Genomic DNA, 19693 nt, shown 5'->3' on the forward strand with positions numbered 1-19693 from the left:
TAGCCACCACCCTGTTCTGTTAAAGCAAAAAAGAGGTTGTCCTTTTCAGACAGCCTCTTCTTCGACTTGAACAAACATTTGGAACTAGCTTCCAGCAAGCTTGATTTTGGAACTAGCTTCCAGCAAGCTTGATTCAGGCTTGCCACCTGTCTGAACAAAAACCCACACATAGTATATACTCTATTATACGTCAGTTAAAAGGAGATGCTTGAATCTAACATTTCAGTTCTTTCTATTTTGATTGCGTTGCATAAACTCTCTTTAACTTTTCAGGTGAGGCTGTGGCAGAGCGGTGTAAATTCACTGAATGGTTTGATGGCTCCTTTCTTTAACTGGTTCAACAGCTTTATCCTCAGCTATTAGTTGCTTGATTTCTTCATGAACGATCACTTCTTTAGTCAGCAGTACTTCAGCCATCTTATCAAGCAGGTCCCGTTTCTCCACCAGCAAGAGCCTCACCTCCTGATAACATCCGTTGATCAAAGCAGTAACCTCTTCATCTATTAACCGCTCTATGTACTCTGAACGTCTGTCTAACCCTGCTGACTGTCCCAGAAATCCAGGATTAGACCTGTTGACCAAAGATAGGTTTGGAAGCTTTTCACTCATGCCATAAACGGTGATCATGTTTCGGGCCAGCTGTGCTACCCGTTCCAGGTCATTTGATGCGCCGGTGGAAACTTCTCCAAAGGTGATTTCTTCTGCAGCCCTTCCCCCCAGGAGCCCCTTTATTTTGCCCAGTAATTCACTTTTAGACAGCAGATACCGATCTTCCAAAGGCATCTGTAAAGTATAACCTAAGGCCCCAATACCTCGTGGTACAATCGAAACTTTATGCACCTGGTCTGCCCCCGGAATAAAAGAGCTTACAATGGCATGGCCTGATTCATGGTAAGCCACAATTTTGCGTTCTTTTTCATTGATCAGCTTATTCTTCTTCTCCAATCCTGCAACAACACGCTCGATAGCAGCTTCAAAATCGGCCATCGTGATAGTCTGATGATTGTTTCTGACTGCAAGTATGGCTGCCTCATTACATACATTGGCTATTTCCGCTCCTGCAAACCCTGGTGTCTGTGCAGCTAATTTTTTCAGGTCAACCCCTGCATCCAGTTTTAAGTGGCGCGTATGGACTCTGAAAATAGCTACCCTGCCTCTCACATCTGGCTTTTCTACTACAACCTGCCGGTCAAACCGGCCAGGACGCAGCAATGCCTGATCCAGCACTTCTGGCCTGTTGGTAGCTCCTATAATGATGACACCTAAGCCCTGCTCGAAGCCATCCATTTCTACCAGCAGTTGGTTCAAAGTATTTTCGCGTTCATCATACCCTCCTCCGAAGGCTACGTTGCCTGCCCTGCTCTTACCTATGGCATCTATCTCATCTATAAAGATAATGCAGGGGGCATTTTTCTTAGCCTGTTGAAACAGGTCTCTCACTCTGGCAGCGCCTACACCTACAAACATCTCTACAAAATCAGAACCGCTGATGCTGAAAAAAGGCACCCCTGCTTCACCCGCAACGGCTTTAGCTAAAAGTGTTTTACCTGTGCCAGGTGGTCCCATCAGCAAAAGCCCCTTTGGAAGCTTGCCACCTAAACGGGTATACTTTTGTGGGGTCTTCAGGAAATCCACCACTTCCTTTACTTCCTCTACTGCTTCATCCACACCAGCCACATCACTAAAGGAAACAGCTTTCTCAGGTTTTTCGGCCTGTATCTTGGCCTTGTTTTTACCTAAGTTAAGCATACCTCCTGTGTTCATCCTACTTGAAAGGATATATCTCCATAAAAGAAAGATCAACACAAACGGGAGAATCCAGTTCAGGATAAAGTCACGAAATGTATTTTCTTCAATCCTGCCGCTATAATCAACCCCTGCTTCTTCTATCAGGCTTAACAGGCTTTCATCCGCCATATTAGGTAAGCGGGACACTATAAACTGCTTTTCCCTTTGTTCTTCTACAGACTGTATTCTTAATCGCCAAGGCGTTGAAGGAACAGTGCCGATGGAAGAAAGAGTATCTGGGTCTTCCGGAGAATTGTACTCTCCGACGATATATTGCGGTAGGATCACAAGCCTTTTTACTTCGCCCGTACTCAGCTTCTCTTTAAAGCTATTGTAGCTGATTTCCTGAATACCAGTGGTAGGAGAAAAGACAAGCCACTGCAGAAAGAAGATTGTTCCCAGCACTATAAGAAAATAGGAAACCGAAAACTTAGTTTTTTCCTCCATACACTTCTCAGATATAATTACTTTGAAATAATAAGGCGGAGAATGAAAAAAGAGAGGATATTCAGGATTAAATGCTTATTCACCTGTAACATCCATACCTCCACTAAAGAGTCAACAGGCTTTATGAAAACAAGTTCCTGCCCCGTCCGGAGCCAAATGCCAGCCTTCTCATTATATCTCTAATTATATCTCTAACTTTTGTTTTTAGCTTGAAAGGCTTGGAAATTTTCTGCCACCAGCTCATTTTTCCTGTGTCCTCTACAGGAATACCTGAATATGTGCTACGCTTTTTGATTTTGGGTATGCTGATTTCCAACAGGCCCTCCCTGCATTTTGCCTTGATACCATCTATATCAGCATCCTCAGGCAAAGTAACCGTTCTGTAAATTTGAGTGCTTCTGAATTCAGCAGTTTTTCTAGCCCAACCGAACACATCCTTCTGTTGCTTTTGTCCATGAACGGTAAGCACACCATCAGCAACCTCCAGTTTCAAATGCTTTTTCTTCATTCCCTTAACAGCAATCTTCAGTTTATACCCATCAGCCGTTTCCAACATACTGTTATCAAAGGATGTAAAAAGGCTGCTGAAAGGTTTATCTATTAACAGACTATCGCTAGGTGCAAGTACCCATTTACCTGATACTTTGTCATATAACAATTCTGCTTTCATAACTACCTCCTTTTCTAACCAAACCATTGTTTAGAAATAATAAAAAAGGCGGTAAAGCCCGCCTTTTTTATTATTTAATTTGAATTTGTTTAGCAGGCCTTACTTTTGCCTCTTCTGTTTTAGGAACAGTGATATGAAGAATACCATCGTGATAATTAGCAGAGATCTTATCGCCTTCCACTAATTTTTCAGGCAGGCTGAAAGTGCGCACGAAAGACTGATAATTGAACTCTCTGCGGGTGTAGTTTTCTTTTTCATTCTGTTCCTCATGCTTGTCTTCTCTCTGAGCGGAGATGACCAGTGTGTTGTCGTCCAGCTCCACCTTGAAGTCCTGCGTGGTCATACCAGGAACAGCCACCTCTAATTCAAAGGCATCACTGCTCTCTCTGACATTGACAGCCGGAACTGACCCTCTTTCAGAATTGCTATTCATTGGCCAGTTGAACCAATCCCTCATGATACTATCATCAAATAGCGAAGGAATGGTTGGAAGTAAACTTCTGTTGTTTTTCGCTAATGTTCCCATAATTAATCCCTCCTTTCTTTAACCTTAGAATGAAATAATTTTGAATTAATCTATGAACGTTAAAAGCTAATTAGCTTAAAGCAAGTTATTTGCCAGATCTGCCTGAAGGAAATTTTGACACTTTTCTCTGTCATATTTTCTTACTGATACTGAAAAAATTTCAGTATCGAATTGCTGTTGACAAGTCTCAGCCAATAAGCCTATCCAAGCCATCAGAACAATGGTTTTATTTCACAACTACTAACTTCCAATCCACCTGATAATTTTCTTAGTTGACACAAACTATATCATCATGGTCGTGCCGGGCAATCTCAAGGTTCATCCAGGAGTTTCCTGCCTGAAGGTTCTGTATCCTGGTTGTTTCTAAACAAGCTGGCAGAATAGGCTTATGCAAAGAAACCTCTCTTTGTGAAGGAGAGATCCTGATTTGCACGAGGGCCTGTGACAGCATAAAAACCGCCGCAACCGACCAGGCCTGCGGAGAACAGGCTACAGGATAGGAGGTCAGCCCTTCCCCTTGTCTTCTCTCAATTGTATGTATAGATCTATACTCCTGTTCCAGACTCTGTCTTTTGCCTGTTCCTTATGGAAGGATACTGGTTTGATCGAGGCCATAGGACAGATCCTCCCCAGTTCTTCGCTGCTTCTTTATCTATCGCATTCAGACATCGCAGCAGGAGCTTATCTGCTAAGTGTCCACAATCCCTCCTGCCCGTACCATTCAGCGTCCCTACAATCATAGCCGCTTCTTTGTGAGTCAGGGTTATGGTTATCTGGTTCTCCATTGTCTTACAGTTGAGGGTTCTTCTAACACAGTACAAAAGGATAGTCCGCCTCAAGGGGGACGCCCAGTATTACATTTATACGTCAAGTATTTTAAAGAGGAAGGCAGGTGATACCAAAAGAACCTCTCTAAATAAGCCGCCACTGCTGAGCACGTAAAAGGGTGTGGTCCTACTTATACCTGTAAAGGATATGATACTCCTGATAGAAGAGCAGAAGAATCGCCTGAGGATGATAAAGCGGTACTGGGCATATTCTTCTGGACTGCCATTATCTTGTTTATTTCACTGCTGATTGCCTGTATTTTATATTAAGGGAGAATTTCATCTCAAAATCAACCGGTATTTATGACGTGGGTGGCTGTTGCGCAACTCAGTAATAAACCTTACCTCCTCTCGGTCTGACTTCCAGTTTGGTGCTTAAAGCTCAGCTCCGGCTTTTCTGGGATGGAAACTTGCCCATTGCAATGGGGCTGTAAACATCATCCCTTCGGTAGTGCCGCCCTTACCGAAACGAGAGTAAACGTACCACGTTTCTTGGCAACAAGAAAGGCAGATAACCACTCTGTTAGCCTTATTGTAAAGCTAGAGCCTGTTTTACAATGCTTCAATTTTAGGAGTCTTTTTAATTTAGGTTATAAGCTATTAGGGCAACAACTACTAGGGCCAAAAAGGCATCTTTTCTTAGAGATGCTTCAACATAACAGCCTATGAACAGTGCAGGAATACTCCTACACCGCTTTACCGCATCAGGCTGGCTCTGGCCAGCCTGAACAATGAATCCAACACCTGCCTCAAACTGCAATTTCGGGATGGTTCATGTTTCTTTTCCGGGGTAACAGAAACGTAACAAAAAAGATTTTTAGCTTTGTTACTCTCTCCTTTCTCATTGCGTCTCCTGCTTTGCATCTAGCCAGGAAATAACAAATTTCAGTCACACCACTTATTGTTATTGTAAATCTGCTTTCCGGCATTGGATGAGATTTGACATAAGCCTTTTCTGGCTTGAAGGCAAGGGGTACAGCGTTCAAGCACTAAATAGCCGCAGCCTCTTTCTCTTCCTTTTATTTGTTTTCTTTGCCTAACAGGAGGACACGGTTGACTTACATGGCCTGCTGAAACGTAAAGCAAAAGCATCTTTACACTTAAATTATTCATCTTGCCTATCTCAAGGGCTATAATAAATTAAGATGACACACTTACCGCACTTAGTCACAGATTTAGGCCTGATTCTTGGGGCAGCCGGCATCACCACGCTCCTCTTCAAGTGGCTCAGACAACCGCTGGTTTTGGGTTACATTGTTGCCGGACTACTGGTGGGGCCGCACATTTCTTTGATTCCGACAGTTATTGAATATGAAAACATCAAGATCTGGGCAGAAATTGGTGTGATATTCCTGCTGTTCAGCCTGGGGTTGGAGTTCAGCTTTAAAAAGCTGGTAAAAGTAGGCGGCCCGTCCTCTGTCATGGCTGTAATCGAGGTGATCGTGATGCTGTTACTGGGTTACCTCACAGGCAAAACGCTCGGCTGGTCCACTATGGATAGCGTTTTTCTGGGCGGCATATTGTCTATCTCCTCCACCACGATTATTATCAGGGCCTTCGATGAGCTGGGCGTAAAATCACAGCGCTTTGCAGGCCTGGTGTTTGGGATATTGATTGTTGAGGACCTTGTGGCAATTCTGCTGCTCGTACTCTTGTCTACACTGGCTGTTAGCCAGCAGTTTGCCGGCTCCGAAATGCTGATTGCAGTCCTGAGGCTGGGCTTCTTTCTTGTGGTTTGGTTCCTCGCCGGCATCTTTCTTGTTCCTTCTTTCCTGAGGAAAGCCAGCAAACTCATGAATGGCGAAACCCTGCTGATCGTGTCCCTGGCCCTTTGCCTGCTCATGGTGATACTGGCGGCGCAAGTGGGCTTCTCTCCTGCGCTGGGCGCCTTTATCATGGGCTCCATACTTGCTGAGACCACAAAGGCCGAGAAGATAGAGCACTTGATCTCCTCCGTGAAAGACCTCTTTGGTGCCATCTTCTTTGTCTCAGTGGGCATGCTCATAAACCCTGCGATGATCTTAACATATGCAGGACCAATTGGAGTGATAACAGCTGTGACTATCGTTGGGAAGTTTATAAGTGTTGCTGGCGGTGGCTTGATCGCAGGACAGGGATTGAAGACGTCCATTCAGTCAGGCATGAGTATGTCCCAGATCGGGGAGTTCTCCTTTATCATCGCTACGTTGGGTCTTACCCTTAGCGTGACCAGCGAATTCCTGTACCCTGTGGCGGTGGCGGTTTCTGCTTTCACCACCTTCACTACGCCTTACATGATCCGGCTGTCCGAGCCGTTGCACAGATGGGTGGAGACTGTGCTTCCGCAAAGATGGATGATCGCGTTGGATGAGTACAGCTCCGGTACACAAACCGTCAGTACAACAAGCGACTGGCGGCTTGTTGTACAGTCTTATCTACTCAGCTTAACCATCTACTCAGCTATTATCGTTGCTATTGTTATTCTGGCTGCCCAGTACCTCAACCCTTTCATAAAGGAAAGCCTTTTCAAAGGGGATTTAGGGGACATCATAACCACTATCATTACTCTCATCTTTATGTCACCTTTCCTTTGGGCACTGGCTGTACGTCTTCCAAAGCAGGAGGCAGAGGGGCGAATCTGGGCTAACAAGAATTACCGGAGCCTTGTTATTGTCATGAAGTTCGCCCGAATAGGGGTTGCCATTTTCTTCATAGGGTTTCTGCTAAACCAGTTCTTCACTCTTCAGGTCGCAGCTTTGGTTGGGTTGGCAAGTATTGTACTACTGTTTGTCTTCTCAAGAAGAATACAGGACTTCTATATCCGGATTGAAAATAACTTCATGAGCAATTTAAATGCCCGCGAGATCAGCGAAGCAGCCAGGATGCACCATACCCTCACCCCATGGGATGCCCACCTGACAAACTTCGAGGTTTCGCCCAATGCTGCAGTTGTTGGTAAAAGCTTGCTGGAGTTACAGATCAGGGAAAAATACGGGGTAAATGTTGCCGTGATAGACCGAGGAGAACGTACTATCATGCCCCCGACTAGCAGTGAGAGAATCTTTCCAGGGGACAAACTGTATGTGTTTGGTTCAGACGAACAAGTTCAGGCGTTCAAGGAGCTTCTTCAGAGCAAGCTTTCTCGGGCAACGGACGGCGAGGCAGAAAAAGAGGACATCAGACTTCAGAAGTTTTTAGTGACGGCTAACTCTGCACTGCTGCACAGGACGATCCGGGACTCTGGCATCAGGGAGAAAACGAAGAGCTTGATAGTAGCTGTAGAGAAAAAGGGGGAAAGGATTATTAATCCAGACTCTGGCCTGATGTTCGAAGAGGGGGATATTGTCTGGATTGTGGGTAGTCCCTGGCGTATAAGAGGATTAGAGCTGGCAAAACAGGAAGTTGCTTAGCCATTATCTTTATGGAGTTGCACTCATCGTTCCGTGTCTGGTGAATCAAGCGCTAACAACAATAAAAGCGGTTTGTCCCCTCTATTGGCAGCTTATTCACTTTTGGAGTTGCTACCTTTGACTGGAGGCTTTTAATAGGCAGACTTACTAAAGTATTCAATTTGACTATTATGGATAGACGTGTATTTGACGCCTCCTTCAAGCGGATGGCTATTGACCTCTCCTATGCTAGGGGTTCGGTAAAAGAAGTGGCTGACGAGCTGGGCATGGAATCCTGCAGGCTCTGGTTCTGGGAAAACAAGATAAAGCTCCTGCAGACAGTCACACTGGTCTACGCCTTCCTGCTCAATGAATCAACACCTACCTCAAACTACAAGGTACGGGATCATTCATGTTTATTAGGGTGCTTGTTAAAGAGCTTGCTGATTCCCTCTTCAAACAACTCGTTCTCAGACTATATTCCTTTGCTGTTTTACTGCATTTCCTGTGATAGTTTGTTTTTGTTTGCGGCACCACTTAATACAATAATTTACGTATAAAACAATATAAATCAACTTATTACCTTGTGTCTAAAAACTTCTGACACCTAAAAAAAGAAAGGAGAGTGTGTGATGAGAAGGCATAGAAGGAGAGAAAGTCCGGCATTGATTTCTGATACATGGAATTATAGTCAAAGGACAGTGGATGATAGCTTGGGCTTCACCAGAGACTTTACTGATACTGTTAGTCAGGAGATGCTGGATGAAGAGAGAATCGAAATGAAACGTAAAAAAGAACAGGAGCAAAGGGAGGAGCAAAAGATGCTCCGGAGGGAATTTACGTTTCCTGATTTTAGGGCTGCGATGGAATTTGCCAACAAAGTGGGAGACATTGCCGAGGAGGAAGGTCACCACCCCGAACTGCATATTTCCTATGGAAAGGTAGTCGTGGAGCTTTGGACACATGATATCGGGGGGGTCTCTGAGGATGATTTTATAGTTGCAGCAAAAATTGATAAAATAACGCTCTGAATTTATCAAGTTATCATGAAATGAAAAGCCTTATGCGGCTTATAATCTACTTCTTTACCAACAAAAGAGTACCCAGGAATGAAGATCTTTTTTAACAGATTTTATCCTATGTTTGTACGTACTCCATCAAAGACTCTTTTTTCCCTTTTGTCGACTGGGTTGAGAAGCAGGGGCTCCGGACCACCTCTTCCAGGACAAGGAAAGAAGAAACAGACAGTTCTGGGATAGCTTGGAGGGACTACGGCGCCAGAATATAACTCGCTCCTCTTTTACAAGAGGCGAGTTATTCTTTTGCTATCCGGTCTCTTCGAGAACTTTGTGTCCTGATGGCAGGTACGCTCCACGCAGCCAGATTGAACTCAGCTGGGTACATCATCTATCTTTGCAGCCACGATGAAGTCGTTCTCAGACAGCCCATCGATGGCGTGGGTCCAAAGCTCCACGACCACCTTCCCATAGAAAATGTGCAAGTCAGGGTGATGCCCTTCCTCCTCGGCAATGTCTCCCACTTTGTTAGCAAAGCCCATAGCGGCTTTGAAGTTTTCAAAAGAGAACTCCCTGCGCAGCATTTTCTCATCCACCACCTGCCACTTGCTCTTTAGCTGACAGGTATAGTTCTCTATTTGTCTGCCTTTGATAGTGGGTACGCCCCCTTCGCACGGGACGCATTTCATCTCGGTTAATGACATGTTTAGGTTTTTATTTTGATTGCTTTTACTTAATTACCTTGCTTGTTGACTGAATGCGTCAACCTCTCCTCCAGCTTTGCCCGAATTTCGCCGATGGAGCCGAGTAGCTGCTCATAGGAGTCGATGATAAAATACCTGTCCTGGAAAACATCCTTTCGGTAAGGGGTGTCCAGGATTTGGTCCACACTGTAGGCGAAATGCATCGGTTCCTGGCTTAGGCTGAACTTTGTCTCGCCGACAGAGCTGAGGACGCCCGCCCCATAAACCCTTAGCTCCCCGTTTTCCTTAATCAGGCCGAATTCAACCGTGAACCAGTAGATTCTCGAGAGCAATTCAATGGCCGCAGGATTGTCTGCATGCTCGTAGCCTATCCGGCTCAGTGCCTGCAAAAAGGCAGTTACAGGGCCATTAGTGAGCAGCGGTACGTGCCCGAACACATCATGGAACATGTCCGGCTCCTCCAGGTAATCCAGCTCGCTGAGCTTGCGCAGCCACGTGGTGGCTGGAAACTTTCGTTCGGAGAGGAGCTTGAAGAAGAGCTTGTCGTCCACAATGCCCTCCACGGCGACGACCTCCCAGCCGTTGATAGCTTTTAGTATATTGTTCACTTTGCTGAAGTCGGGAATCTTTTCGCCCCTGAACTGCACTGTGCGCAAGCCTTCCAAAAACGCATGGCAGGCTTGGTTTGGAAGGCCTTCCATCTGCCTTTCATAGAGAAGCTGCCACACCTGCTGGTCCTCTTTGGTGTAGTTCTGGTAGACTTGCTGCATGTCTTTCAAGGTAGAAGTCTGTCGGCTGTTAGTTGTAGTGGTTTCCATTGCACGATTCATTTTGAATAGTTTTTTCTATTGACAGGAAATAAAAAAGCCTGTTCCGTTACGGAATCAGGCTTTGTATATGCTTGAGTGGCTTTCTGCATCAAGTGGAACAAACGCATCCTATTCCGAAACGGGAGTCACGGCTACAGTAATAATAGAAATATGCGTTGTTTAGTAATTTCATCGCTGCAAAGGTAAGGATAAATGACTTGTATTGAAAAAAACTGCTTTTATAAGTTGGTCAACGTTTTTGTACGAGTCATTGAGTTACAGTCCCGGAAAACGTGGGAATAAGGGGGCGTAAAGTAGGAGCTGAAGTAAAAGGCAACTTTTTACAGATTAGCTAAGTAAGTTTGCGCCTATTTGTGTTAATCCGTGTTAGTTCCTGAGATCCAAGAGAGGGTCAATGTGAAGGAGACCTGTGGCTTTCAAACTATGGAGAACGCTGCATGCCAGGAGTGGCACTTCATTTTTAAAAAGATGTTGCTAATAAATGGCTGATTATAAAGGAGTATAGTTATATCCTTTTGCTTAATTGGCCTATAGCGGTGTATTTCGATTTTGTAACACGTGTTACAAGCCAGAAATATTTTGTAACAGGATTCAGGGCCCAAAAACCGCGTTCTTTTATATATATACCTCTTATTTATTAAAAGTAACAATAGTAACAAAAGTGACGCTGTTTTTTTAATTTCAGAAAAACGGCTTGCAGCAGAAATGGAGGTTCGATGCTGTGAATTGAATTTATACCAGAATCAGGGTTTTCCTGCAGCTATAGGGGAGCTAGCGGTGTCCCTTATCATAAGCACGAATCCACCAGTGGGACCTGCCTCTTTCAAAGAAGAGCAAATGCGTGCCCGCCTAAGAGGCTGCCGCATTCTGCTGCGCTGATTCTAAGCGCCGTCTGCACTGTCCCGCAAAACCCCCGTGGCTGTTGCACAACTAAGCTGAGCCTGTCTTCCTTGCAGCTTTTATTCTGAGAGCATACAATGCTCTGTTGGTAAGCTGCAGGAGTAAAGCTAAAGACAGGGGCATGGGGCTGCTCCCTTTCCATTGCTGTTGCCATGCTGACAGACTTCTTTGGTCTGTTCCTCATGTACTTTCTTATGTTGAAGGCAGCGGCAGCCATGAGCATGACCTTATGAGCACCCGATTTCCCCAACACGCCAACTTTGCGCAGGCCATAGTGGTGCACCAGGCTCCCGAAGACAGGCTCCACCGTGCTCTGGCGAAGCTTTTTCATGCGCTTGCCCTGCCTGCTGTGCTGCCGGCCATATGCTCTCAGGTACTGCTCGTCGTAAGCTGTGCGGGTAATCTTCCTGCACCGGGTCTTGGGGGCACAGCTGGGTTTGGAGGAGCACTGCCTGCAGTCACCGGGCGCTGCCCAGTAGTTCTTCGTCAGCCTGCCGTCGGCGGTGCGGTCAAAGCCTTTGAAGGGGAGCGGCTTGCCCATGGGGCAGATGTAGCGGTCCTTCTCCTTGTCATAGGGAAAGCCCTCTATCTCGGGCTTGTACATCCCGAACACGGGAATCCAGCCTGTGATGCCCTGCTGCTCGAGCATGAAGTAGTTGGAGCCGTTGGAGTAGCCGGTGTCTGCCAGCAACTCCTGCATGAGCAGCCCATTCTCCCGCAGCCTTTTTTGCACCTGCATCACGAGGGAAGGCAGGTGCTGGCTGTCCAGGCCGTCGGCAAAGTCAGCCCGGATATGGGAGATAACACCTTTGGCCGTATCGACCACCATGCTGCAGTGGTAGTTGAGCTTCCTGGCCTTCCCGGGTTTGACTGATATGCGGGCATCGGGGTCATGCGGGGAGTAGTGGGTCTTGTTGCTGACCAGCTGTGCCTTCTCATGAGTTGACCCCAACGAGGTGAACGTGCCCCTGATATTCTCCTGATGCTTCCCCAGCTTCCTGAGCTGGTGGGCGGGGGCGGTGATAAGCTGTGCCGGTTTGCTGTGGCGCTTGCCTGTCTCCTGCTGTTGCACTGACTCCTGGGGCTGCTTTAACAGCAGGCTGTCCACAGAGGCATTGGCCTTCACGGGCGCTGAGTCTATGGTTTGTGTACTGCCCGACACCATGCCCGCTTCCACGCACAGGCTGAAGACCCTGTCAAAGAGTGACTCAAAAAGAGCCTCCGGAAAGAGCTGGCGGGTGCGGGATACGGTGGAGTGCCAGGGCAGGGGCTCGTCAAGCTGGTAATCCAGAAAGTACAAAAGGCCCAGGCGGAGGCTGCAGTGCTCGATGAGCCGGCGGTCAGAGGTGATGTTCTCCAGGTAGCCCACCAGGCAGAGCTTGAAGAACACCACCGGGTCAATGCTCTGCTGGCCACACTTACCGTAGTAGCCCCGCGTCAGCTCGGTAAGGAAGCCCAGGTCCAGCTGCTGTTTGAGCCGGCGGTAAAAGTTGTGCTCCGGCACGTGCGCCGAGAGCGAGAAGAGCAGCTCCTTCTCATCTTTAAAAGTTTTCTTGCCCTGCATAACTACAAGCAATAGGTCATTATCCTTGAACGGCTATCTGTAGCCGGTTGTGCAACAGCCACCCACGTTTCGCGGGACATCATTTCAAAGAAAGTGAAGGTAACGGGCGATGCTACTTTCGTACATAGTGCCAGTAGCTGTATGTTCACGCATATCTAAGAATTGGCGGTAACGCTAAAAAAGCATGAGCGACAAGTGGTATCTTATAATGACCGGTCAGTGTGGTTACCCACAACCGGAGAGTGGCTTTGGGTACTTGAGGGCAACCTATGCAATGCACAGAGGGTGCCCGACCTGTAGAGTCGGCCTGGTACAAGACAATGCCTTCAGGTTCAGGGCTGAGCCGAAAGCGAAGCAAGGCCAGTTCATCGGGCTGCATTGGGTGCCTGACCAGGTGTTTGTGAGGGGACCGGTAAGGCTGGCGTTTGAGAAAGAGAAAATCACCGGCATTCGCTTTTCAAGACCGGTTTTGCATAGCACAGGCAGGCGTTTGAAAACAGTCTTCCAGATGCATGTGGAGGCAGTTCTTCCCGAAGGCCTCATGGGGAGCAACCTGGCAACAGAAATATGCCAGATGCCAACAGATAAAGTAGAAGTCAAAATTCTGGAAGCAGTTGGCAGTAAGTTACTGGCGGGCCCTTTTTGCGGAAAGACAAAGCATCACTTCCCGCAGAGTTGAAAAATAAGATTCCAGAAATCAATCTTCCAGAACCAACCAGATATAGTACGGTCAAATGAATGGTTCGGAAGCGGTGGTAGCGCTTATCGGCCTGTCCTTGTCTCAGAAAGGGTTAAAGATATTATTAAGCAGCACAAATGGCGCGGTGCGTTTCTGCAGTCGGTAGAGTTAGTTGAATAAAAAGCCCTAACCGCCGACAAAACTATAGTGCAGGAAAGCACTATAATTTTGTCATTTGTTTTAGCCCCCATTTTACAGGGTTATATTCTATTGAGAGAGGCAGCTTAATTTTTTGTGCATGATGAACTAAGGTAATCTCCTGAGTTAACTGCTCGTTTAATAGGCTATGAACTCACACATAACGCTGCTAAAGCTACTCTGCCGCCCATGGATAGTGCTAGACGTTGTCTGGCTTGCTGGACAATGGCTTATTTCCTCTACAGGGTTCACAGGCAGACATGGCAGCAGAGATAAGAGAAAAAACTAGAGCACTCTCTGCCTTCGCCTCTAAACTCCCACGTTTCATAGGTTGCCGCGACGGGATATTATCTTTCTGCCGCTCCACCGTATGTTACGGCAGGAAGTCCACCCTTATCTGGACCCTTTCCTCCCCCACCGGTGTCAGGAGGGTGACCTCTACCTTGTCGCTTTCATCGTAGTGCCTGGTAATGCCCCGGATGATGCCAACGGCAACAGCCGCCATCCTGCGCCTGGAGTAGTAGTCCACTATCAACTGCCTGCTGCCCTTCTTTGTCACCAGCAGCAGGGGCGGTGTTGCCCGGCTGTCCTCTTTCCTGACGGCAGCGTGCATGGCCGCCTCCGTGTTGAGCAGCATGTCATAGGTGCGCCACTCCGGGTGCATGTGCTTTTTGTATATCATCAGCAGGTCAGGCACCAGCGACTCCCCGAACTGCTCCATCAGCTGGTGCGGCGGAACCCCCACCAGCTTGGAGGCTTTGCCTATGATGGCAGCGATTTCGCTGGTCGGGTACGTCTCGTCCATCTGGTAGGGAGCATGTTCTATGCCTGCCGCTTCACGTAAGTTCACCCACGTACTATACCCATACAGGCTTTCCACGAAGCGTCTGAGCAGGACGAAAATAGAGCCTTGCATTCTGTCTTCGGTGATGGTTGCTTTTTCCATTGGTTGTGCTGTCTGTTGCTCAGGGGCTTGTTCTGTGCAAGGTAAGGATAATACAGGAGATGGTTCAATTCTACCTAACCGAAAGCCACTCGACAGCCTCTGGTCTACTGGTGAAGTTTCGCAGCTCGAACGGGAGTGAGAGAGACTGCCTGACATGCTCCATGTTTTTCTGTGCTTTGGTTTCCACGGTGGGCGACACCGACTGCACCCGGGCCACTTTCTCTACCCGGGTCTTCAACAGGCCTGCCGCCAGATGGGCTGCTATGTCTTTGCCTGCTTCTTCACATACTGTCGTGACGGTTCTGGTGGAGTCCAGCAGGAGCCGCTTCACGTCATAATTCCTGACAGTGTCCACCAGCGTGTCCAGTCTGCGTTTGATGTCAGGAAGCAGAAAGTCGTGCAGGTCTGGGTATTCTGCCGCCAGGATATCGGATGCCGGGGCGTAATCCAGTCGTATGATGCTGTTGTCGAAAAGAACCATCTCTGTGAAGGGGTGTACCTATTGCAGGCACTGCACTTTTTAGGTGAGTAACAGTAACATCTGTTGCTGCATAATAGTGCTACTCGCCCTGCTATTTATGTTGGTTCAGGATGCTTTTTGCCTCAAAGCATTGGAAGCCAGAATAATAATTTTCAGAAATCAGTGACAAAGCAGAGGGAATCTGCGACCATGGAGGTTTCCAGGCAACAGCCACAGCCTTGTCCAATGACAAGGTGTGGTACAGAGTTGAACGTTATCCCATCGCCCTCAGCCAGGCCAGAGCAGTGTCCTTGCTGTCGAAAGTTGCTATAACGATGCCCCTGACACCATAGCTAAGGGTCTTGTCAGTAGAAAGCTTGCTGTACAGGTCAGGGGAGTACACCCAGGCGAAAAGTCTGCAGCCTGCCTCATGCATCCGGGGAAACCAGCTTTCCGCCCCCCACCTGGCAGCGTCATCCCACATGCCGGTGACGCGGGTGTTGTCGTTGAGAACCTTTGTGCAGTGGTGCAGTTTGAGGTAGTGCAGCATCTTCTCGCATCCGTCCATGACGCTCTCATTTGTCTGGCTGCCCGTCCAGTCTGAGTACAGGATGTCTTCTAAAACATCATACGAAATGGTAATATGCGGCTCTGATATTAATGTCCTCCCTTTCACTTTCACTTATGGTGCTGAATGTTATAACTCGCTTTCATGCCTGACATACGTGGCTTTCCCATTACTGGCGAAGAAAAAGCCACTATGATCGCTCTGTCTCCTCCTTTACATAATGCAAGTTATGGTAAGTATGAAGGCTGTTGATTGTGAAAGCATCTCAAGAAACCTCACGTTTTCCGGGATAAGCATGTGGAAGGTTCTGCAATGCTTTAGTTGTATATTGCGACACCATAGAAGGGCTCAGCACTCAGGCAGCAGCCACTCTTCAGCGCTTTCCACAACAGAGAAGGGTGGCATCGGAGTACTGCTTCATAAGGTGCGTAAACTATACCATCTCGCTGCAGCGTCATGTTTGGCAGGAGAGTTTGTGGCTGAAAATTATTACATTTATGACGCGTTTTAAAAAAGGATAAAAAGCGGCATCAGTGATTATACCAAACAAACTCATAAAGCTTGACTACAACCCTGCCAGGGATGTCTTGTCTGTCGAATGGCCTGACTTTCACTACTACTCTGCCAGTGAGGCTGCCTACACGCTGGACATCATCGTCGAAACCGTCAGGCAGTATGATGTGAAGTACCTGTTGACAGACACCAGGAAGAGTACGGTTGATATTCCACAGCCTGAGTACAAGGAGATAATCCTCAAGTTCGCCAGGGACCTGACCACAACCCGCCTCCACAAGCTTGCCCGGGTCGTGACAGATAGTACCCGCAGGTTGAAGCCCATCCGGGAAGTCAGGCAGGAGGCACATCTTGAGGTAGAGATAGAGGACTTTTACAGCGTAGAGGAAGCTCTTGACTGGCTCGCATCAAAGTAGCTGCTCCTTACCTGGCAATAACCACAGCAAACCTGTTAATCCTGTAAGCCGCTGGTTCTGCCTTATCAGCGCAGAGCCAGTGCTACCAAATGCAAGTCATCAATGCCCCTCCCGCATATTGGCCTTGCCTGCTATACAGCCAATGCCCATACAGCAATCAATTCCTGTAATAATCAGCTGTAAATGGTCGTGCTGTAGACTTTTACTACACCTGTTGCTGAGCCGCCAAAGCTCAGAAGTAGCCAGGAGTGATTCAGCAAGACTTAATAAGGCCCATAAACAGCTTGTTCCTGGGATATGAGGCATAGGTTAAATCTATAGGCTCCGTAGACTGTATTTTTTGCCACATGCTATGAAAACAGCGGCTCCTCCTCGTCTTTTACTACTCGCAGCACATAACTTTTTATTTCCAAAATGGGCCATTCCCTCTAAACCTTCAACTCCAGTAGCTTTATGGGAAAGCTTTTCTTCTGCTATCAACTTTCTGCCCCTCGCTTTGCCCGGGTCTGCGTATAATGCACCTAACACCTAACTGTTACTATTATGGAAGACAAAGTAGAACTTACCTCCATGGTAAGCATTCTCTCCAAGCTTCGGAAGGAAGGCATTAAGCTGGACTTCTTTGTCTCAGATGATGGGCGGCTGTGCACGATGGGCAGCAACGAGTACTTTACCCCGGACCAGTTGCAGATCGTGAACTTCTACCGCTTCGAGGGGGAAACAAACCCTGAGGACATGGCCATCCTCTACGTGCTGGAAACAGACACAGGGGTGAAGGGCACAATATCCTCAGGGTATGGGCCCTATGCCGATGAGAGCGTGGAGACGTTTATGAAGCAGGTGCAGGACCTGGGGAAGGACCTGGATAAGGCGGGGAGAAAATAACCTTAGAATGGCCTTCACAATTCTTTCCGTTATGAGCGCTGCTTTCAGAGTTGTAGTGGAGTTGCTACATTTGACTTTAGGCTTTTAGATAGGCAGATTTAAGTAACTATATTGCGCGCCTTTTTAACGCTTTACCGCACCAAAGGGCGGGAACAATTACTTATGAAGAACCTAGGCAGAGTGTTACTTGTAGACGACAGTGAAGTGAGCAGCTTCCTGGGGATTAGATTGATGCGCAGGATGAATGCTGTCGAGGCAGTCTCCCTGGCAGAAAACGGGCACAAGGCGCTGGAGCTCATAAAGAGAGTCTCCCTTGATCTTGTGCTGCTGGACATACACATGCCGGTGATGAACGGATTTGAGGTGCTGGAAGCACTGGAGCAGCTTCAGGGAAAAAGAGGCATCGTTGTGCCCTCCATTGTTATCCTGTCCTCCTCAGCAAGCTTCTCAGACAGGGAAAGAGCTGAGGCGCACCCGATGGTGAAAGGCTTTTTTACAAGGCCCCTGACAGAAGAAAAGCTGAGCTACCTTTCTGCTTTAGTCGCAGAAGGCACAGAAAAAGTATCACAGCCGTTTTAGAGTCTCTCCAAAACAGGTCCAACGGCAACGGCAGGAACAGATCGGCAAAGGGCTCAGACAGTAACCAGGAGCTTATTAAAGACCTGACGGAAAGGCTTCGCAACGCCATAAACCTAATCGAAGATAGGTGCAGCAAAATGAAGCCTCCTTATCTCGAGGAAGCTTCATTTTGCTGCCCATAAGCCCATTTATGTAAATTCAACAGTCTCGGCAAGGAGTAGTTGTGTGGGTTAGCATGAACCTTTGCAGGTATACACTAGTTGAAAATTCCGCAGAAATCTTCAGAAGAGGCGGGAACGAACAATTACTTGTAGCCACTGTTAGGCATAGGTGCACTATCTCACAGCTTTTCTCGAACTCCTTCTAATATTATACTATCAACAGATTGCTCATCTGTATCTGTCGATTTATGTAAGACTGAAATGTCTCCCGTGGATTCAAGAACGACAGCTTGAATTTGATTTAATCGTGATACGTTTGCCTCTCGCAGTTTAGCGATCAGCTGTGATTTTTCAATTCTTGCATGTTTTAGATTTTCTTCAAGTATCTGATTTCCCCTCATCAACAGAAGCGGTTTATTCGAAATTGTAGAACTTAAGGCTGGAAATTTCTTCTGCAATGTTGAAAAAATAAAAGTCAAAAAAAGAAGACTTGCGATTGCAACTGAGCCATGAACAATAGAAGTACCTGAAGTGAGAGTAGAGGATATGATACTACCAATAGCAATTGTAAAGGCAAAATCGTAAACAGTAAACTTTGCGAATGACCTCAAACCTATGATTCTGGTTAATAAGATAATAACTGAGAATATCATTATGCTTCCAATCATGGTTTCCAAGAGCGGGTCTCTTTTATCAAATATCCATTCCATAGCTTGACTATTGATTGTATTGTCCGTGGCTTGTGCCTAATTATTGGCTAAACGTAATCAGGCAAAAGAATATAGTATATACCACAGTCAACATAAAACACTGAAGCCGGCAGAGGTCCCCCGCCACAGCAACGTACCAAAAGGAGCGGGTGCGATTTAAGGCTGTGGGGCTGTTCAGAGTCTATCACCAGCCAGTGGTACTACAATTATGTGGTCGCACGAATTCAGCAGCTTCAGAATGCTGCGCCTAACGCGCAGGATGCAGAGGAGCTCGGGAGGCTGACAGAGCTGAAAGAAGAGTACGAAATGAGAGTAGCTGTCACACGCAGAAATGAAGCGGAAGAACCCCTGCGCCTGCTGAGGGCACAGCCAGTGCTCCGGCTAGCTTAAACCCCGTGCTCTCCGGGAACAGGCCAGCAGGAGGAGGGGCTTGTGCATTGCATAACAGGAAAGGTGCTGGCATTCCAGGCAGGCTGTCTTTGTGAAAACAAGAGACTAAAGCCTGCCCAGGGCCTTCAGCTGCTTCTCAAAGTCGCTGTGCAGCATCAGCACGGCCGACAGGCCGGTTGTTTGGGAGAGCCTGAAGCGCAGGACCAGGTCGGGGTCCTGCACGCTCTGGTAGTAAAAGGAGCGCTGGCCGATGTGAGGCAGCTCCGTGGCGGCCACGTTCCGGAAGTTACGCCTGAAGTAGTCTGCCGACATGGCCTTGGCCTCTCCGTTGTGCTGGTACCTGATGCAGCCCCCCTCCAGGAAAGGCAGCACGTGCTCATTGAACTTCTCCATATACCCGAATCTATCAACCCTCCCAAAGCCAGACAGTTGGCGCTATCCGGGAGAAAGACATCTTCATACCCGGGAAACAGCCTCAGGGTTACAAGCCGCCCCGGCAGGGAAGCGGAGCGCCTTTCCCTACCAGTGCACGCACCTGAGGCCATTTT

General features: G+C 47.5%; 19 protein-coding genes. 8 read left to right on the top strand and 11 right to left on the bottom strand.

Annotation, left to right across the window (positions count from 1 at the left end):
• Positions 1-300: 300 nt before the first annotated feature.
• The 3 genes from ftsH to ACFS7Z_RS20855 all read right to left on the bottom strand — a co-directional run bounded on the left by ftsH (position 301) and on the right by ACFS7Z_RS20855 (position 3431).
• Positions 301-2235, bottom strand: coding sequence for an ATP-dependent zinc metalloprotease FtsH (gene ftsH, locus ACFS7Z_RS20845; RefSeq protein ID WP_377488947.1), 1935 nt, complete (start codon positions 2233-2235; stop codon positions 301-303).
• Between the two features lie 121 nt (positions 2236-2356).
• Positions 2357-2932, bottom strand: a complete 576-nt coding sequence (locus ACFS7Z_RS20850; RefSeq protein WP_377488950.1) for an Hsp20/alpha crystallin family protein — start codon at positions 2930-2932, stop codon at positions 2357-2359.
• 43 nt (positions 2933-2975) lie between these two features.
• Complete coding sequence (locus ACFS7Z_RS20855) at positions 2976-3431, bottom strand: Hsp20/alpha crystallin family protein (RefSeq protein ID WP_377488953.1); 456 nt, start codon at positions 3429-3431, stop codon at positions 2976-2978.
• A gap of 1972 nt (positions 3432-5403) precedes the next feature.
• Between ACFS7Z_RS20855 and ACFS7Z_RS20860 the strand changes: the two genes are divergently transcribed.
• The 3 genes from ACFS7Z_RS20860 to ACFS7Z_RS20870 all read left to right on the top strand — a co-directional run bounded on the left by ACFS7Z_RS20860 (position 5404) and on the right by ACFS7Z_RS20870 (position 8657).
• The gene (locus ACFS7Z_RS20860; RefSeq protein ID WP_377488956.1) at positions 5404-7647 is read left to right on the top strand and encodes a cation:proton antiporter domain-containing protein; all 2244 of its coding nucleotides are present in this window, start codon (positions 5404-5406) and stop codon (positions 7645-7647) included.
• Between the two features lie 206 nt (positions 7648-7853).
• The gene (locus ACFS7Z_RS20865; RefSeq protein WP_377488959.1) at positions 7854-8186 is read left to right on the top strand and encodes a hypothetical protein; all 333 of its coding nucleotides are present in this window, start codon (positions 7854-7856) and stop codon (positions 8184-8186) included.
• 72 nt (positions 8187-8258) lie between these two features.
• Positions 8259-8657, top strand: a complete 399-nt coding sequence (locus ACFS7Z_RS20870; RefSeq protein WP_377488962.1) for a 4a-hydroxytetrahydrobiopterin dehydratase — start codon at positions 8259-8261, stop codon at positions 8655-8657.
• Positions 8658-9016: 359 nt separating this feature from the next.
• Here ACFS7Z_RS20870 and ACFS7Z_RS20875 read toward each other — a convergent pair whose 3' ends face one another.
• The 3 genes from ACFS7Z_RS20875 to ACFS7Z_RS20885 all read right to left on the bottom strand — a co-directional run bounded on the left by ACFS7Z_RS20875 (position 9017) and on the right by ACFS7Z_RS20885 (position 12640).
• Positions 9017-9346, bottom strand: coding sequence for a 4a-hydroxytetrahydrobiopterin dehydratase (locus ACFS7Z_RS20875; RefSeq protein WP_377488965.1), 330 nt, complete (start codon positions 9344-9346; stop codon positions 9017-9019).
• Positions 9347-9375: 29 nt separating this feature from the next.
• Complete coding sequence (locus tag ACFS7Z_RS20880; RefSeq protein ID WP_377488968.1) at positions 9376-10176, bottom strand: phenylalanine 4-monooxygenase; 801 nt, start codon at positions 10174-10176, stop codon at positions 9376-9378.
• 823 nt (positions 10177-10999) lie between these two features.
• On the bottom strand, positions 11000-12640 hold the full coding sequence (locus ACFS7Z_RS20885) for an IS1182 family transposase (protein ID WP_377488971.1): 1641 nt from the start codon (positions 12638-12640) through the stop codon (positions 11000-11002).
• Positions 12641-12824: 184 nt separating this feature from the next.
• Between ACFS7Z_RS20885 and ACFS7Z_RS20890 the strand changes: the two genes are divergently transcribed.
• The gene (locus tag ACFS7Z_RS20890; RefSeq protein WP_377488974.1) at positions 12825-13319 is read left to right on the top strand and encodes a hypothetical protein; all 495 of its coding nucleotides are present in this window, start codon (positions 12825-12827) and stop codon (positions 13317-13319) included.
• Between the two features lie 571 nt (positions 13320-13890).
• Here the strand turns inward: ACFS7Z_RS20890 and ACFS7Z_RS20895 are convergent.
• The 3 genes from ACFS7Z_RS20895 to ACFS7Z_RS20905 all read right to left on the bottom strand — a co-directional run bounded on the left by ACFS7Z_RS20895 (position 13891) and on the right by ACFS7Z_RS20905 (position 15605).
• Complete coding sequence (locus ACFS7Z_RS20895; protein ID WP_377488977.1) at positions 13891-14463, bottom strand: heme NO-binding domain-containing protein; 573 nt, start codon at positions 14461-14463, stop codon at positions 13891-13893.
• 70 nt (positions 14464-14533) lie between these two features.
• Positions 14534-14944: a hypothetical protein gene (locus ACFS7Z_RS20900; RefSeq protein WP_377488980.1), complete on the bottom strand. Its 411-nt coding sequence runs from the start codon at positions 14942-14944 to the stop codon at positions 14534-14536.
• A gap of 253 nt (positions 14945-15197) precedes the next feature.
• Positions 15198-15605, bottom strand: coding sequence for a hypothetical protein (locus ACFS7Z_RS20905; protein WP_377488983.1), 408 nt, complete (start codon positions 15603-15605; stop codon positions 15198-15200).
• 473 nt (positions 15606-16078) lie between these two features.
• On the opposite strand from ACFS7Z_RS20905, the gene ACFS7Z_RS20910 reads away from it, so the two are divergent.
• The 3 genes from ACFS7Z_RS20910 to ACFS7Z_RS20920 all read left to right on the top strand — a co-directional run bounded on the left by ACFS7Z_RS20910 (position 16079) and on the right by ACFS7Z_RS20920 (position 17884).
• Positions 16079-16420: a hypothetical protein gene (locus tag ACFS7Z_RS20910; RefSeq protein WP_377488986.1), complete on the top strand. Its 342-nt coding sequence runs from the start codon at positions 16079-16081 to the stop codon at positions 16418-16420.
• A gap of 543 nt (positions 16421-16963) precedes the next feature.
• Positions 16964-17305: a hypothetical protein gene (locus ACFS7Z_RS20915; protein WP_377488989.1), complete on the top strand. Its 342-nt coding sequence runs from the start codon at positions 16964-16966 to the stop codon at positions 17303-17305.
• Between the two features lie 162 nt (positions 17306-17467).
• Entirely contained in the window at positions 17468-17884 is a 417-nt protein-coding gene (locus ACFS7Z_RS20920; protein WP_377488992.1) for a response regulator, read from the top strand.
• A gap of 340 nt (positions 17885-18224) precedes the next feature.
• Here the strand turns inward: ACFS7Z_RS20920 and ACFS7Z_RS20925 are convergent, their stop codons facing one another.
• Positions 18225-18755, bottom strand: coding sequence for a DUF421 domain-containing protein (locus tag ACFS7Z_RS20925; protein ID WP_377488995.1), 531 nt, complete (start codon positions 18753-18755; stop codon positions 18225-18227).
• Positions 18756-18965: 210 nt separating this feature from the next.
• On the opposite strand from ACFS7Z_RS20925, the gene ACFS7Z_RS20930 reads away from it, so the two are divergent.
• Positions 18966-19145, top strand: a complete 180-nt coding sequence (locus tag ACFS7Z_RS20930; RefSeq protein WP_377488998.1) for a hypothetical protein — start codon at positions 18966-18968, stop codon at positions 19143-19145.
• Positions 19146-19250: 105 nt separating this feature from the next.
• Here the strand turns inward: ACFS7Z_RS20930 and ACFS7Z_RS20935 are convergent, their stop codons facing one another.
• Positions 19251-19538 carry a hypothetical protein gene (locus ACFS7Z_RS20935; RefSeq protein WP_377489001.1) on the bottom strand — a complete coding sequence of 96 codons (288 nt, stop codon included), beginning with the start codon at positions 19536-19538 and terminating at the stop codon, positions 19251-19253.
• Between the last annotated feature and the right edge of the window lie 155 nt (positions 19539-19693).

Origin of the sequence: Pontibacter toksunensis (assembly GCF_042686245.1) — a bacterium.
Classification (GTDB): Bacteria; Bacteroidota; Bacteroidia; order Cytophagales; family Hymenobacteraceae; genus Pontibacter; species Pontibacter toksunensis.

Bases quoted from the DNA above. Each gene is read 5' to 3' on its own strand.
- ACFS7Z_RS20850 (WP_377488950.1), bottom strand. From the start codon at position 2,932: ATGGTTTGGTTAGAAAAGGAGGTAGTTATGAAAGCAGAATTGTTATAT.
- ACFS7Z_RS20925 (WP_377488995.1), bottom strand. From the start codon at position 18,755: ATGGAATGGATATTTGATAAAAGAGACCCGCTCTTGGAAACCATGATT.
- ACFS7Z_RS20920 (WP_377488992.1), top strand. From the start codon at position 17,468: ATGAAGAACCTAGGCAGAGTGTTACTTGTAGACGACAGTGAAGTGAGC.
- ACFS7Z_RS20875 (WP_377488965.1), bottom strand. From the start codon at position 9,346: ATGTCATTAACCGAGATGAAATGCGTCCCGTGCGAAGGGGGCGTACCC.
- ACFS7Z_RS20885 (WP_377488971.1), bottom strand. From the start codon at position 12,640: ATGCAGGGCAAGAAAACTTTTAAAGATGAGAAGGAGCTGCTCTTCTCG.
- ftsH (WP_377488947.1), bottom strand. From the start codon at position 2,235: ATGGAGGAAAAAACTAAGTTTTCGGTTTCCTATTTTCTTATAGTGCTG.
- ACFS7Z_RS20895 (WP_377488977.1), bottom strand. From the start codon at position 14,463: ATGGAAAAAGCAACCATCACCGAAGACAGAATGCAAGGCTCTATTTTC.
- ACFS7Z_RS20880 (WP_377488968.1), bottom strand. From the start codon at position 10,176: ATGAATCGTGCAATGGAAACCACTACAACTAACAGCCGACAGACTTCT.
- ACFS7Z_RS20870 (WP_377488962.1), top strand. From the start codon at position 8,259: ATGAGAAGGCATAGAAGGAGAGAAAGTCCGGCATTGATTTCTGATACA.
- ACFS7Z_RS20865 (WP_377488959.1), top strand. From the start codon at position 7,854: ATGGCTATTGACCTCTCCTATGCTAGGGGTTCGGTAAAAGAAGTGGCT.
- ACFS7Z_RS20935 (WP_377489001.1), bottom strand. From the start codon at position 19,538: ATGGAGAAGTTCAATGAGCACGTGCTGCCTTTCCTGGAGGGGGGCTGC.
- ACFS7Z_RS20855 (WP_377488953.1), bottom strand. From the start codon at position 3,431: ATGGGAACATTAGCGAAAAACAACAGAAGTTTACTTCCAACCATTCCT.
- ACFS7Z_RS20915 (WP_377488989.1), top strand. From the start codon at position 16,964: ATGGAAGACAAAGTAGAACTTACCTCCATGGTAAGCATTCTCTCCAAG.
- ACFS7Z_RS20900 (WP_377488980.1), bottom strand. From the start codon at position 14,944: ATGGTTCTTTTCGACAACAGCATCATACGACTGGATTACGCCCCGGCA.
- ACFS7Z_RS20860 (WP_377488956.1), top strand. From the start codon at position 5,404: ATGACACACTTACCGCACTTAGTCACAGATTTAGGCCTGATTCTTGGG.
- ACFS7Z_RS20890 (WP_377488974.1), top strand. From the start codon at position 12,825: ATGAGCGACAAGTGGTATCTTATAATGACCGGTCAGTGTGGTTACCCA.